At 62.5% G+C, this 14591-nt stretch carries 13 protein-coding genes and 2 pseudogenes; 10 read left to right on the top strand and 5 right to left on the bottom strand.

All coding sequences use genetic code 11. The annotated features are described in order from the left end of the window. Positions 1-3 precede the first annotated feature (3 nt). From QNO18_RS02265 to holA, 6 genes are all read left to right on the top strand, one after another. A complete protein-coding gene (locus QNO18_RS02265) occupies positions 4-1143 on the top strand; it encodes an alpha/beta fold hydrolase (RefSeq protein ID WP_283176363.1) in 1140 nt (379 codons plus the stop codon). 64 nt (positions 1144-1207) lie between these two features. Continuing rightward, a complete protein-coding gene (dapE, locus tag QNO18_RS02260; protein WP_283176362.1) occupies positions 1208-2362 on the top strand; it encodes a succinyl-diaminopimelate desuccinylase in 1155 nt (384 codons plus the stop codon). Next, a complete protein-coding gene (locus tag QNO18_RS02255) occupies positions 2362-2775 on the top strand; it encodes a GNAT family N-acetyltransferase (protein ID WP_283178723.1) in 414 nt (137 codons plus the stop codon). The genes dapE and QNO18_RS02255 overlap by 1 nt, the downstream gene beginning before the upstream one ends. 61 nt (positions 2776-2836) lie before the next feature. After that, positions 2837-5395 carry a leucine--tRNA ligase gene (gene leuS, locus QNO18_RS02250; RefSeq protein WP_283176361.1) on the top strand — a complete coding sequence of 853 codons (2559 nt, stop codon included), beginning with the start codon at positions 2837-2839 and terminating at the stop codon, positions 5393-5395. Between the two features lie 21 nt (positions 5396-5416). After that, a complete protein-coding gene (lptE, locus tag QNO18_RS02245; protein WP_283176360.1) occupies positions 5417-5938 on the top strand; it encodes an LPS assembly lipoprotein LptE in 522 nt (173 codons plus the stop codon). Further along, positions 5938-6954 carry a DNA polymerase III subunit delta gene (gene holA / locus QNO18_RS02240; RefSeq protein ID WP_283176359.1) on the top strand — a complete coding sequence of 339 codons (1017 nt, stop codon included), beginning with the start codon at positions 5938-5940 and terminating at the stop codon, positions 6952-6954. Before lptE ends, holA begins: the two co-directional genes overlap by 1 nt. A 90-nt stretch (positions 6955-7044) precedes the next feature. Here the strand turns inward: holA and QNO18_RS02235 are convergent, their stop codons facing one another. Continuing rightward, positions 7045-7563, bottom strand: coding sequence for a DUF3576 domain-containing protein (locus tag QNO18_RS02235; RefSeq protein ID WP_283176358.1), 519 nt, complete (start codon positions 7561-7563; stop codon positions 7045-7047). 349 nt (positions 7564-7912) lie between these two features. Between QNO18_RS02235 and QNO18_RS02230 the strand changes: the two genes are divergently transcribed. Together QNO18_RS02230 and QNO18_RS02225 are read left to right on the top strand one after the other, a co-directional pair. Then, positions 7913-8866 (top strand): porin, encoded by a 954-nt coding sequence (locus QNO18_RS02230; protein WP_283176357.1) that lies wholly within the window; start codon positions 7913-7915, stop codon positions 8864-8866. A 122-nt stretch (positions 8867-8988) separates the two neighbouring features. Beyond that, positions 8989-9636, top strand: coding sequence for a YggS family pyridoxal phosphate-dependent enzyme (locus tag QNO18_RS02225; protein ID WP_283176356.1), 648 nt, complete (start codon positions 8989-8991; stop codon positions 9634-9636). Here QNO18_RS02225 and QNO18_RS02220 read toward each other — a convergent pair. Both QNO18_RS02220 and ribA read right to left on the bottom strand, forming a co-directional pair. Continuing rightward, the gene (locus tag QNO18_RS02220) at positions 9633-10124 is read right to left on the bottom strand and encodes a L,D-transpeptidase family protein (protein WP_283176355.1); all 492 of its coding nucleotides are present in this window, start codon (positions 10122-10124) and stop codon (positions 9633-9635) included. The genes QNO18_RS02225 and QNO18_RS02220 overlap by 4 nt on opposite strands. A gap of 29 nt (positions 10125-10153) precedes the next feature. Then, a pseudogene (gene ribA / locus QNO18_RS02215) lies at positions 10154-11265 on the bottom strand (GTP cyclohydrolase II). A gap of 155 nt (positions 11266-11420) precedes the next feature. Between ribA and QNO18_RS02210 the strand changes: the two are divergent. Further along, a complete protein-coding gene (locus tag QNO18_RS02210) occupies positions 11421-12107 on the top strand; it encodes a response regulator transcription factor (RefSeq protein ID WP_092899859.1) in 687 nt (228 codons plus the stop codon). A 467-nt stretch (positions 12108-12574) separates the two neighbouring features. Further along, on the top strand, positions 12575-13363 hold the full coding sequence (locus QNO18_RS02205) for an exodeoxyribonuclease III (protein ID WP_283176354.1): 789 nt from the start codon (positions 12575-12577) through the stop codon (positions 13361-13363). 129 nt (positions 13364-13492) lie between these two features. Here the strand turns inward: QNO18_RS02205 and QNO18_RS02200 are convergent. Then, positions 13493-13937, bottom strand: a pseudogene (locus QNO18_RS02200) (transposase); the annotation flags it as partial. 82 nt (positions 13938-14019) lie between these two features. After that, positions 14020-14577 carry a TlpA disulfide reductase family protein gene (locus tag QNO18_RS02195; protein WP_283178722.1) on the bottom strand — a complete coding sequence of 186 codons (558 nt, stop codon included), beginning with the start codon at positions 14575-14577 and terminating at the stop codon, positions 14020-14022. Positions 14578-14591: the final 14 nt, after the last annotated feature.

Here is a 14591-nt window from a genome sequence, read left to right as displayed (position 1 = left end):
GGCATGAGAATTTTTGTTGCCCTTTTGGCGTTTGTCCTGTTCGCCTCCTGCGCGCCGCGCGGGAACTTCGTGATGCTTGAAGAGCTGACGCCCGAAAAGATCGCGACGGCGGAAGAGGTGTCGATCCGGGTGCCGATTTATGTCGGCACGTCGCGGCGCGAAGAGAATGGTGAATTCGGGTTCGCGCGGTCGGATTTCGCGAGCTTCATGCGCTATGATATCCTGATGCCGCGTGATCATAAGGTGGGCGAGGTCACCTGGCCGAAATCGGTGAAGCGGGCGGATCCCGCGAAGGATTTCCTGACGCTCGCGGATCAGCAATTCGCAACGGCAGGCGATTTCCGCAAAGAGCTGGCGAAGAACCTGGGGCAGCGCGGCAGTCGTGACGTGACCGTCTATGTGCATGGATTCAACAATACCATGGCAGAAAGCATCTACCGCGTCGCGCAGATGCATTACGATCTGAAAGTGCCGGGTGTGGCGGTGCATTATGCCTGGCCCTCGCGCGGATCGGCGCTTGGCTATGTCTATGACCGCGATTCCGCTCTGTTCGGTCGCGACGGGCTTGAGGCCTTGCTCCGTGAGGTTGCCGGAGCCGGGGCGGAGCGGATCATCATCGTGGCCCATTCGATGGGTGGCGCCCTGACGATGGAAACTCTGCGTCAGGCCTCGATCCGCGGCGACCGCAAGGTCATGGACCGCATGGCGGGGGTGATCCTGATCTCGCCCGATCTCGATGTTGACCTGTTCCGCGCCCAGGCCCATGCGATGGGGAAACTGCCACAGCCCTTCCTGATCTTTGGCAGCACCCGTGACACCATCCTGAACATCTCGTCGCGCATCGCAGGCGCGCCTGACCGGCTGGGCAACCTGACGGATCTGCGGGCGATCTCTGATCTTGAGGTCACCTATTACGACACCGCCGCCTATAATCAGGGGGCGGGGCATAACAATCTCGGCACCTCGCCGGCCCTGTTGCAGGTGCTGGGCGGCATCGCAAATATCGACGCGGCCTTCCGGGCCGAAGCGCGGACGCGGGTCGGGCTGTTGCCGGGCGTGGTTCTGACGGTGAAGAATGCGACAGCGATTGTGCTTTCGCCGGTTGAGGCAGTTGCGGCCGGGGGCGCAGGGGGGGCGGACTGAGGCGCCGGTTGCTCCGCGCGGCGGCCCGGATTATGGCTGTCGCAAGCGCCTGAAGGAGACCGCCATGACCGAATTCACCCCGGTTGACCCGGCTAAGCTGACCGCAGAGCTGATTCGCTGCAATTCGGTAACGCCGGCAGAGGGCGGCGCGCTCGTCTTGCTGGAGGCAGTGCTGAGCGAGGCCGGGTTCGCCTGTACGCGGGTCGATCGCGGTGGGATTTCCAATCTCTATGCCCGCTGGGGCACGCGAGGTGCGAACCGGTCATTCGGCTTCAACGGTCATACCGATGTGGTGCCGGTGGGGGATTTCGCGGCCTGGTCGCAGGACCCTTTCGGCGCGGCCGTGGTCGATGGCTGGATGTATGGGCGTGGCGCCACCGATATGAAATCCGGTGTGGCGGCCTTTGCCGCTGCTGCGGTGGATTTCGTGCGCGAGACCCCGCCCGACGGCGCGGTGATCCTCGCGATCACCGGTGATGAAGAAGATATTGCCGAACATGGAACCGTGGCGCTGCTGGACTGGATGGCAGAGCAGGGCGAGCGGATGACGCATTGCCTGGTGGGTGAGCCGACCTGCCCCGATGTCATGGGTCAGATGATGAAGATCGGCCGGCGTGGCAGCGTCACCGCCTGGTTCACCGCCGAAGGGGTGCAGGGCCATTCCGCCTATCCGCATCGCGCGAAGAACCCGATGTCGGCGCTGGTGAAGCTGATGGCGCGGCTGGAGGCGGAGCCGCTGGACGCGGGATCAGATCATTTCGACGCCTCGACCCTCGCGATCACCACGATTGATTGCGGCAATAAGGCCACCAATGTGATCCCGGCGCGCGGCACGGCTACGGTCAATATTCGCTATAATGACCTGCATTCCGGCGAAAGCATTGCGGCCTGGCTGCAGGTTCATGCGGCTGCGGTGGCTGCTGAGACCGGGGTGAAGATTACGGTGCAGGTCAAAAGTTCCGGCGACAGCTTCCTGACCGAGCCGGGCGAATTTTCCGCGATGATCCGCCGCGCGGTGCAGGCCGAGACCGGGGTTGCTCCGGAATACTCCACGAGCGGCGGCACTTCGGATGCGCGTTTCGTCAAGGATCACTGCCCGGTGGTCGAATTCGGGCTGGTTGGAAAAACCATGCACCAGGTCGATGAGCGGGTCGAAATCGCGCAGATCCACCAGCTCAAAGCGATCTACAGCCGCATTCTCAGGGAGTATTTCGCATGATCCGGGTTGCGCTTACCGATGACCTGGCCGCCTGTCAGGCGCTGCGGCGCCGCGTTTTCATCGAGGAACAGGCGGTTTCCGAGGACGATGAGGTCGACGGGCGTGATGGCGAGGCGCTGCATCTGCTGGCCACAGACGGCCAGCCGCTCGGGACCGCGCGCATCCTGATCGACGGTGCGACCGGCAAGATCGGCCGGGTCTGTGTGCTGGCCGAAGCGCGTGGTCGCGGCATTGGCCAGGCGCTGATGCGCGAGGCGGTGGCGGTTTTGCGCGCGCAGCCCGGTGTCACCCGCGCGAAGCTTGGCGCGCAGCTCCATGCGCTTGGTTTTTACGAGGCACTTGGCTTTCGGGCCTTCGGGCCGGAATACCAGGATGCGGCAATTGCCCATCGCGATATGGAGCTGATGCTGTGATCCTTTACCTCTGACGCCGGGAGGGGTAATTCCCTCTCTGTCAGATACAGAGGCTCATCCCATGTCGCGCTACGAACCCGGTCAGATCGAGAAGAAATGGCAATCCGCCTGGGATGAGGCCGGGGTTTTCACGGCGAAAATCGACCCGGCAAAGCCGAAATATTACGTGCTTGAGATGTTCCCCTATCCGTCGGGGCGCATCCATATGGGCCATGTGCGCAATTACACGATGGGCGATGTGGTCGCGCGCTATAAGTCGTCCTGCGGCTTTTCGGTGCTGCATCCGATGGGCTGGGATGCTTTCGGGATGCCTGCGGAAAACGCGGCGATGGAGCGGGGCGGCCATCCCAAAGACTGGACCTATGGCAATATCGCCGTGATGAAGGACCAGATGAAACCGCTGGGCCTGTCGATCGACTGGAGCCGCGAGTTTGCCACCTGCGACCCGGAATATTACGGCCAGCAACAGGCGATGTTCCTCGATATGCTCGAGGCCGGGCTGGTGTATCGCAAGGCCGCCGTCGTCAACTGGGACCCGGTCGATATGACCGTGCTCGCCAATGAGCAGGTCGAGAACGGGCGCGGCTGGCGCTCGGGCGCGCTGGTTGAACGCAAAGAGCTGACGCAGTGGTTCTTCAAGATCTCGGCCATGGCCGATGATCTGCTGAGCGCGCTCGACGGGCTGGAGAAATGGCCGGAGAAAGTGCGGCTGATGCAGGCGAACTGGATCGGCAAATCGCAGGGCCTGCAATTCGCGTTCGAGACGGTGAATGCGCCGGAAGGCTTTGAAAAGCTGGAAGTCTACACGACCCGCCCCGATACGCTGGGCGGCGCGAGCTTTGCCGGGATCTCGGCCGATCATCCGCTGGCAAAAGTGCTGGCCGGGAAGAACGAGGCCATCGCGGCCTTTGCCGCCGAATGCCGCAAGGGCGGCACCACCGCCGAAGAGATCGAAACCGCTGAAAAGATCGGCTTCGACACCGGCGTGCGGGTGCGCCATCCGCTGGATCCTTCCGTCGAGCTGCCGATCTGGATCGCGAATTTCATCCTGATGGATTACGGCACCGGCGCGATTTTTGGCTGCCCGGGCCATGATCAGCGCGACTTCGAATTCGCGACCAAATACAGCCTTCCGATCATCCCGGTCTTTGTCCCGGAAGGCGGAGCCGAGACGGTGCTCACGGAACCCTTCGTCCCGGCGAAATCCGAGCGCGTCACCTATATCCGCAATGTCGCCGGGGCCGGGGTCAAAACCGGTGAACAGGGTATTCTCGATGCCATCGCGCTGGCCGAAGAAAAGGGCTTTGGCGAGGGCGTGACCAAATTCCGCCTGCGCGACTGGGGCCTGTCGCGCCAGCGCTACTGGGGTTGCCCGATCCCGGTGGTCCATTGCCCGACCTGCGGCGTGGTGCCCGAGAAGAAAGAGAACCTCCCCGTCGAGCTGCCCTATGATGTAAGCTTCGACAAGCCCGGCAATCCGCTGGACCGCCACCCGACCTGGCGCGATGTCCCTTGCCCGAAATGCGGCCAGGCGGCAAAGCGCGAGACGGATACGATGGATACTTTCGTCGATTCGTCCTGGTATTTCACCCGCTTTACCGCGCCGCGCGCCACCACGCCGACTGTGGCGGCTGACGCGGAATACTGGATGAATGTCGACCAGTATATCGGCGGCATCGAACACGCGATCCTGCATCTTCTGTATTCGCGCTACTTTGCGCGGGCGATGAATGTGACCGGCCATTTGCCCGCGAAATCGCGCGAGCCGTTCGATGCGCTGTTCACGCAGGGCATGGTCACGCATGAGATCTACAAGACCACCGATGACAAGGGCCGCCCGGTCTATCACCTGCCTGAAGATGTGATCCGCCAGGACAGCGGTGTGACCCTTGCCGATGGCAGGTCGGTCGAGGTGATCCCTTCGGCCAAGATGTCGAAATCAAAGAAAAACGTTGTCGATCCGATGAATATCATCGCCTCATATGGCGCGGATACCGCGCGCTGGTTCGTGATGTCGGACAGCCCGCCCGAGCGGGATATCGAATGGACGGCCTCGGGCGCCGATGCCACCAGCAAGCACCTGACCCGCGTCTGGACGCTGTCGGACCGCGTCGCCTCGATGCCATCGGATTATGCCGGCACCGGTGACCTCGAGCTGCAAAAGGCGGTGGCGCGGGCGGTGGTCGAGGTCACGAAGTCGATCGAGGGCTTTGCCTTCAACAAGGCGATTGCCGTGCTTTACGGGCTGACCAATACGCTGGCGAAAGCCGATGCCTCGGCGCTGGTCGCGCAAGCTGCGATGCGGGTGCTGGCGCAACTGATGCAGCCGATGACGCCGCATCTGGCCGAGGAAATCTGGGCCATGCAGGGCGGCGAAGGGCTTTGTGCTCAGGCTGGCTGGCCGAAAGCCGACCCGGCGCTGCTGGTCGATGATGTGATCACGCTGCCGATCCAGATCAACGGCAAGAAACGTGCGGAAATCAGCGTGCCGAAGGATCTTGCCGCTTCCGAGGTTGAAAAGCTGGCGCTGGCCCATGAGGATGTGGTGAAATTCCTCGGTGGCAATGCGGTGAAGAAGATCATCGTGGTGCCGGGGCGCATCATCAACGTCGTCGCGTGACGGTATCAAGGGGCTGAACCTGTGGGGACTGACCGGCGGACCTTCCTGCTGATGCCGCTGGCGCTTGCCGCCTGCGGCTTTACCCCCGCCTATAAGAAGGGCGGACCGGCCGAGGCCCTGCTGGGCCAGGTGCGCGCAGCCGACCCCGATACCAAAGAGGCTTTTGCCTTTGTGCAGCGAATCGAGGAGCGTCTCGGGCGGCCCGAGCGCCATCTTTATGACCTCGACTATGCCATCACGACCAAAACGGACGGCGTCGGCGTCACCGCAGACAACCGTACCACGCGCTACAATATTTCCGGCGTCGTGACCTTCCGCATCTCGGATACGCTCAGCGGCACCGTGCTCGCAAGCGGGCGGGCGCAAAGCTTCACCGCCTTCAACGCGACCGGCTCGACCGTGGCGATGCTGGCGGCAGAGGAAGATGCGCAAAGCCGGCTGATGTCGATTCTTGCCGATCAGGTCGTGGCGCGGCTGATCGCGGAAATGGCGGCGCTGCAACGGCGCAACAGCGCACGCGCCTCCAGCCCTTCGGCCGGCTGATGCTGCTGCGCGGCGCCGAGGCCAATCGTTACATGGCAAAGCCTGACCCCAGCCGTGCGGGGCTGCTGATCTTTGGTGCCGATACGATGCGGGTCGCGCTGAAGCGCCAGGCGGCGATTCTGGCGCTGATCGGGCCCGAGGGCGAGGCCGAGATGCGGCTTGCGCGCATGTCGGGCGCGGATCTGCGCAAGGACCAGGCGGCGCTGTCGGATGCGGTCAAGGCGGTTGGTTTCTTCCCCGGGCCCCGTGTGGCCTTTGTCGAGGATGCAACCGACGGGCTGACCGCCACCTTCACCGAGGCGCTGAAGGACTGGAAGCCGGGCGATGCGGTGATCGTTGCCACGGCGGGCGACCTGAAGGGCAAATCGGCACTTAAGTCATTGTTTGAAAAGATGCCCCATGCGGTTTGCATCGGGCTTTATGACGATCCGCCAACCCGCGAAGAGATCGAAGCCGAACTGGCCAGAGCCGGGCTCGCGCAGATCCCGGCGGCGGTGATGGATGATCTGACGCAGCTTGCGCGGGCGCTGGATCCGGGTGACTTTCGGCAGACGCTTGAGAAGATCGCGCTGTATAAATGGCAGGATCCGACGCCTTTGACGCCGGATGAGGTCGCGGCACTGGCACCGGCAACGATTGACGCCGAGGTGGACGAGCTCCTGAATGCCGTGGCCGAGGGGCAAAGCCGCCAGGTCGGTATGCTGATGCTGCGGCTGGGAGGGCAGGGCGTATTGCCGGTAACCCTCTGCATCCAGGCGTTACGGTATTTCCGCACACTGCATCTTGCGGCAAGCGATCCGGGCGGCGCAGGCAATGGCTTGCAAAAGGCGCGGGTCTTCGGGCCGCGCCGGGATCGGATGCAGGGGCAGCTCAGGAAATGGGGCATGCTCAGCCTGGAACCCGCCATCGCCGATCTGGTCGAGGCGGACCTGACGCTGCGCTCGACGATGAAAGTGCCGGGGCTTGCGCTGGTCGAGCGCGTCTTTCTGCGGATCGCGGCGCGGGCGGGGCGCTGACCCCGGCGGCGCCTCGCAGCAGGACAAATTTTCCCGTGACATGAAAAAGGCGGCCGAAGTCGCCTCAGGTCGTCCCGATCCTGGCTGTGATCAGAGTTTGCTGTCCCGGACCCGGAGCTGCCGCGCCCGGGTGAGAATCGCATCCTCCACCGCGCGAACGGTCTCGGGTGCCACGGCGCCGCCGCCCTGACTTTGCAATGCGAGCTTCAGGCTGCGTGCCTCAAGTGCCGGATCCTGCACATAGATCGTGGCGCGGTAGGCACGGCCACCACCCGGCGGGCGACCATAGCCGGTGACGATCACGCCGGTAAAGGGGTCAATGCTTTCGATCGGCAGGAAATTCAGAACTTCTAGCGAGGCCTGCCAGATGTACTTGTTCACCTCGACAGTGGTGTTTGGATCTTCGCCATTGCCGAAGAGATTCCAGATCGTGCCGCCTGCGCGGTTTGATCTTTCGCGGGAATTGCCCAGTTCTGCCGCGCCCTGATTGCCGGATCTCGCCCCGGCGCGGGTCCCGTCCGCGGTTCCACCAGTATTGCCGCCGCAGGCCGCAAGGGTAACAAGCAGGCCGCCACAAAGCAGGCTGCGCGCGGATTTCGCCAGAGCCATCGGAAACTCCCGTTTAACTTAAACGGCTGTCTAGCTTAGCCACCTGTGTGGAACAAGGCTTTTTGGCCGGCATGGCCCAGGGGGCGGCGGTGCGATGCCTGTGATGCTGCTGTAATGTGCCAATACCAGAGGCCTCATTCCGGGCGGAGAACCGGTGCCACCCGGCCCCGGACGGCCTGCTGTCAGCGGGCAAAAAGGACTGTGACTTTGCTGCACCACAGCCGAGGCGTTTCCGGGCGGGGCGCGGCATCATCGTTGCAATCAGGCCCTGAGAGGCAGAAATACAATCCATACCCAATTCGGATTCCCCTGAGTTGGGCCATCCTTGGAAGTCAATCGAGGGAATACGATGAAAAAGCTTCTTATCGCAACCACCGCACTGGTTGCCGGCGCTTCGGCTGCTACCGCTGACGTGACCATTTCGGGCTACGGTCGTTTCGGTCTGCAATATGTCGAAGACCGCGGCACCGACCTGGAAAACACCATCATCTCGTCGCGTCTGCGTCTGAACGTCGATGCAACCACTGAAACCGACGTCGGCGTGACCTTCGGTGCACGTCTGCGCCTGCAGTACGATGACGGCGACACCCAGACCAATGGCAACGCAGCCCGTTTCTCGGTTGGCTACGAAGGCCTGACGGTTCAGGTTGGCAACGTCGACACCGCATGGGACTCGGTTGGCCTGACTTATGATTCGGAAATGGGCTACGAAGACAGCTCGTTCGGCGACTCGGTCAACCCGTTCTTCGCTTACAACTCCAAGAGCCAGAACAGCGGCTACCAGGGCGTTGCAGCGACCTACTCGATCGCTGACGTGAATCTGTACTTCTCGTACATTGATCCGGACCAGTACGTCGCTGACCTGAATGGCCCGCTTTCCTCGTTCTCGCACGGCATTGCTGGCGTGGGCGTCAAGGAAGAAATCGGCCTTGCTGCTGACTGGTCGAATGGCCAGATCTCGGTTGCTGCTGCGATCAACCTGAACTCGGCTGGCATCGCTGACTTCGACACCTACTTCATCGGTGGTGCGTATAACTTCGGCGACGGCAATGTCGGCCTGAACTACTACAACTACGACGACAGCGTCGATGACGTTTCGCAAGTTACCCTCTACGGTAACTACACCTTCGGCGCGACCACGCTGAAAGCCTATGTTTCGGACCTGGACCTCTCGGGTGCAGACACCGCATACGGCATCGGCGCTGACTACTCGCTCGGCGAAGGCGCACGCCTCTCGGGCGCGATCCAGTCGGGCTTCGCTGGCCAGACCGTTGCAGACGTCGGCGTTCGCTTCGACTTCTGATCTTAACGGATCAATATCTTTGGAAAGAGCGGGCATTGCCCGCTCTTTTCATTTCCGGCGTTTCCCTTCTGTGCCCGGGCGTTGTAATCAGGGCGCGTTCTGAGGCAGCAAAGGTGCGGGCAATGTCACTTACCGGGATCACCGCAAGGCTGCGCGCCGCCGAACTGGCCGCGGGCTGCGAAGCGGGCTCTGTTACGCTGATTGCGGTTTCGAAAGTACAGCCCGGCCCGCGGGTCGAGGCGGTGCTGGATGAAGGCCAGCGCGTCTTCGGCGAGAATTACGTCCAGGAGGCGGCTTTCAAATGGCCCATCTGGAAGGCAAAATACCCCGGCGTAAAGCTGCATATGATCGGGCCCTTGCAAAGCAACAAGGCAAAGGTCGCGGTCGATCTTTTCGATGCGATCCATTCCGTTGACCGCCCCTCGCTGGCCGAGCGACTGGCGACCCTTGCCAATGCGCGCGGCGCCAGCCCCGATATTTTCATCCAGATCAACACCGGCGAAGAGCCGCAAAAGGCCGGTATCCTGCCGGGCCAGGCCGATGATTTCATCTCGGCCTGCCGCGCGATGTATCTGCCGGTCGTCGGGCTGATGTGCATTCCGCCCGATGGCGAAGATCCGGTGCCGCATTTTAAAATGCTGGCCGGGATCGCGGCGCGCAACGGGGTCGAGGGGCTCTCGATGGGGATGAGCTCGGATTTCGAGCTTGCCGTGGCGCATGGGGCAACCCATATCCGCGTCGGCTCGGCGATTTTCGGGGATCGTGCCTAGGCGAAATAGGGCACGATCAGCCTTGTCCCGGGGCGGATGCGCCGCGCGATCCACAAAAGATCGGGCTGTGCAAAGGCGACGCAGCCGGCGGTGGGCCAGCCCGGGCGGCGCCAGGAATGCAGGAAGATCGCGGATCCCCGGCCGGGTGTCGCATCGGGCCAGTTCCAGTCGGTGACCAGCACCAGATCATATTGCGGGTCTGCGCGGCGCAGATCCTCATGCGAGAAACCATGCGGCGCCCGGACATGGGAATTATAGGCCGGATCGCGGCTGTCATCTGACCAGAGATCGCCCGGGATCAGCGGTTCCGCCCAGGCAGGAACAGCGCTCCGGGCCAGCCGGTCGGGGCGGTAGAAGCCGCCAACGATATGATGCAGCCCGAAAGGCGTCGCCCCATCGCCCTCACGTTTATCGCGCGAGATGCCGCCACGCCCGATGGTGCAGGCGAAACGGCGACCCCGGAACAAAAGCCCTGTAGGGCTCAGCACAAGGTCATCAGCGGTCTGTCCCGGGTGGATCACAGCAAATGCCCCGATCTGGCGGCCTTGGTGGCCAGATAGGCCGCGTTTTCGCGGGTCTTTCCGACCTTCAGCGGCACACGCTCGACCACTTTCAGCCCGCAGCTGTCCAGCATTGCCACTTTGCGCGGGTTGTTGGTCAAAAGCCGCACCTCGCGAAATCCGAGACCGCGCAGCAGTTCGGCGCCGATGCGGAAATCACGCTCGTCATCTTCAAACCCCAGCCGGTGATTGGCATCGACCGTATCAAAGCCCTGATCCTGCAGCGAATAGGCGCGCATTTTATTCGCGAGGCCAATGCCGCGACCCTCCTGGTTCAGATAGAGCAGGACGCCCGCCCCTCGTCGCCCATCTGGGCAAGCGCGGCATGGAGCTGCGGGCCGCAATCGCATTTCAGCGAGCCCAGAACGTCACCGGTGAAACAGGCGGAATGAAGCCGCGCCAGCACCGGACGGTCGCGCGCGGGCTGGCCGACTTCGATCGCATAATGTTCGTCGCCGCCGTCATCGGGGCGGAAGATATGGAGCCGCCCCGCACCGGCCAATGCCATTGGCAGCCGCGCCGAGACCACGTCGGCAAGCGGTGCCAGCCGCGAGAGGGCCGGCAGTGCCTCGTCGATCCTGAGGAAGGTCAGCCCGTGATCGGCGGCCAACAGCAGCGGGTTTTCAACCCGCACCAGCAGGGCCGCCGGCAAAAGATGCGCCGATTTCGCCAGCAACACTGCCGCCCGGTGCAGCGCGCCCGAGCCCCCATAAAGCCCCCGCACCGGCCCCTTCAGCGGCACGCGCAGATCATCCTGAGGATCTGCGATGGCCTTGAGCCAGGCGGTATCGGCGCCCGATGGCACTGCGATCCGGGCGATGTCGCCGTCACAGGCAAAGGCCTTCAGCGTTTCGGCCCGCCAGGCTGTCAGCGCCAGTTCGGGCTCGCCAAAGCTGCGCAAGGCGCTCAGGCGCGGCGGCTCCAGCGGCTCGATGGCGACGGCAAGCGCGGCCTCGCCCTCGCCCGCCAGCACCACCGGCACACCCATCCGCAAATCGCCGCGCGCGCGCGAAAGGCGCTCGGTGATATCGGGTCCGAGAGAAGAAAAGCCACCGGCAGCTGCTGTCATATCGCGTCTCCTGACCCCGTTTATCTGGGCGCAGGATGACAGAATTGAAATATTTCCTGCTCCTGCGACACGAGGCCGTGACTCCCTTGTCGCAAATCTTGCGGGAAATGTGAACGCGGCGCATCTCTTTCCCAAGCAAACGAAAGGACCGTATCATGGCCCAGCTTCGCAAAATTCTTCTGGTGGATGACGATGACGACCTGCGGGAAGCCTTGTCTGAACAATTGGTGATGACTGAGGATTTCGACGTCTTCGAGGGGCGCACTGGCGCCGAGGGGATGGAGAAGGCCAAGGCCGCGATCTATGACCTGGTGATTCTCGACGTCGGGCTGCCCGATACCGATGGGCGCGAGCTGTGCCGCCGGATGCGCAAATCCGGCGTGAAATGCCCGATCATGATGCTGACCGGTCACGATACCGATGCCGATACCATTCTGGGGCTTGATTCCGGCGCGAATGATTATGTGACCAAACCGTTCAAATTCCCGGTGCTTCTGGCGCGGATCCGGGCGCAGCTGCGCACCCATGAACAGTCGGAAGACGCGGTGTTCCAGCTTGGGCCCTACAGCTTCCGTCCGGCGCAAAAGCTTTTGGTGGATGAGAAGGACAAGAAGATCCGCCTGACCGAGAAAGAGACCAATATCCTGAAATTCCTCTACCGCGCGCAATCGGGCGTGGTGGCACGCGATGTGCTGTTGCATGAGGTCTGGGGCTATAATGCCGGGGTCACGACCCATACGCTTGAGACGCATATCTACCGGCTGCGGCAGAAGATCGAGCCCGATCCCTCGAACGCGCGGCTGCTGGTGACCGAGAGCGGCGGCTACAGGCTTGTGGCGTGAACTGTGGTGTTTTCGCCGTCCAGTGAAAAGTCGTTAGAATTCGCCATAATGTCGCTTGATTCACGACGTGTTAATGGATTGCGGCGCATGATTGCCAGGTGATGCGATGTCAGCGTGACATTGTGTTGTGCAAGAGTTCCCCTTGTCGTGTCGGGGTTATGACACGGCATCCTCCCTGTTGGACTGGCCGGGCTCTTGCCCGGCCTTTTTTTGCCCTGCGGTGCGCCGCAATCCGCATGCCTGGGCCTTATATGCGGGCTTATGTGGCGGCCTTGCACGATTTTCTGCCGATCCGTAGATCAGGGATTTCCCCAGGCTGTGTGATGCCCGGATTCGTGTTATCTTATCCGAACCTCCCTGTTGGACTTATGCCCGGTATCTCGCGTTTCTCATCTGCGGTGCCGGGCTTCCTTTTGCGCAGCCATCGGCCTAGTCTCCGCGCCGGATCATGACTGCCGGAGAGAGAGATGAGCTTTACCCTTGCCACCTGGAACATCAATTCCGTGCGCCTGCGCGAAGGGCTGGTGTCAAAGCTTTTGTCAGAAGGCGCGCCGGATGTGCTTTGCCTGCAGGAGATCAAGACACCGATCGACAAATTCCCGACCGAAGGCTTCGCGGCGCTTGGCTATCGCTACCTGGTGGCGCGTGGGCAGAAGGGGTATAACGGTGTTGCGATCCTGTCGAAACTGCCGCTCGAAGATGCGGGGGATCGCGATTATGCGGCACTTGGCCATGCACGGCACGTGGCGGCAAAGCTGGAAAATGGCGTGACCATCCATAATTTCTATGTGCCGGCGGGAGGTGATATTCCCGACCGGGCGCAGAATGTGAAATTTGGCCAGAAGCTCGATTTCCTGACCGAGATGCGGGATGCCTTCCATGCTGACCGACCGGAGAAGGCGATCCTTGTCGGCGATCTGAATATTGCGCCGCGCGAGGATGATGTCTGGAGCCATAAGCAGCTCCTGAAGATCGTGAGCCACACGCCCATCGAAGTCGAGCATCTGGGTGCTGCGCAGGATGCGGGGAAATGGGTCGATATCACCCGTCAGGATATTACTGAAGGCAAGCTCTATTCCTGGTGGAGCTACCGTGCCGCAGACTGGGATGGGGCCGATAAGGGGCGACGTCTGGATCATATCTGGGCGACACCCGATATCTCGAATGCCGGCCACGGGTCAAAAATCCTGCGCGCGGCGCGCGGCTGGGAGCAACCCTCGGATCACGTCCCGGTCTTCGCGACATTCGATCTGTAAGCGCAATCGATTTCTTTCAGGAAATCGGCCCGTTTTGTTGCACAAAACGGTCATGGCCGGGTCAGGCAGGCAAGTCGTAGAGTCACAGGCTGATGCGGGCTACCTCGGCCAACTGCCTGCTTCTGTTAGGAAGCAGCGGCTGATCATGTTGCGAAAGGTGCAGATCAACATGTCGACTGGCTTGCGCATCAGTATCATGGGCGGGGCGTTACGGCGCGCAATATCTTTCCGGTTCTCATCGGGAAGCGAGCGCGGCTTACAAAGGGCGAAGGACCCTCGTCGAGACCCCACCTCCTGAACGGCCCGGATCCCCCCACCGGTCACGCTTGGCCGGGTGGCGCGTGGCCTTTTCGATGTCGGCCATCGGCAGTATGTCTGGCGCAATCCCCGCGTGGTTCGGGCCGCGTCCGGGATGTCCTCCCACGGCCCTGCGAGCGTCCGGCGGCGGAACTGCCGGTACACCGGGGACCACCTGCCGAACCCTTCGGGCAGGTCACGCCAGGGTGCCCCGGTTCGGGTGCCGGACAGCACAGATGAACCATTCGAAAAAGGCCCGCTTGTCATCGGATATCAGGTTCGCACGAGGCTCCCGCCCCTCGTCGAAGGACCGTGAATCACCGGGCGAAGGTTAAGGTAAACCCTTTAGTCGCCGCGCCCTAGTGGCTGGCAACAAGCGCTGAAAGCACGGATTGCGCAGTCACGCTGTCCCATTCCGCATCACCGATCAGCCGGGCGACCTCCTGGCCTTCCGGGTTCAGGATCACGGTGACCGGCAGGGCCATCACCCCCATCCGGCTCGAAAGCGCAGATTTCGGGTCGCGCAGGACCGGCAGGCTGGTGATCGCGGCTTCGGCGTAAAAGCGGCTGATCGCGGCGGGCTCATTCCGGCCTGTCGCGACCGGCACGACGGCGATGTCGGGCAGGGCCAGCTGCAGCCGGTTCAGGGATGGCATTTCGGCCCGGCAGGGCGCGCACCAGGTTGCCCAGAAATTCAGAACCACCCATTTGCCGCGGTAATCTTCCAGCGAGGCGGGCGTGTCGTCGAGCGTGACCAGCTCTGCCGCAGGCAGGTCGATCGGGGCGTCATGCAGCTGGAGCTTCTTCATGTCGCCCTCGCGCAGGCTGGCCACGTCGCCTCCCGCACTCTCAGCAAGTGCTGCATTTGCACCAAGCGCCAGCGCGGTATAAAGAGCCGCCAGAAACAGCCGCATCACCAACTCCATCTTTC

It is taken from the genome of Gemmobacter sp. 24YEA27, assembly GCF_030052995.1.
GTDB lineage: Bacteria > Pseudomonadota > Alphaproteobacteria > Rhodobacterales > Rhodobacteraceae > Pseudogemmobacter.
The sequence above is the reverse complement of the archived record's forward strand: the minus strand, read 5'-3'. Positions and strand labels throughout refer to the sequence as shown.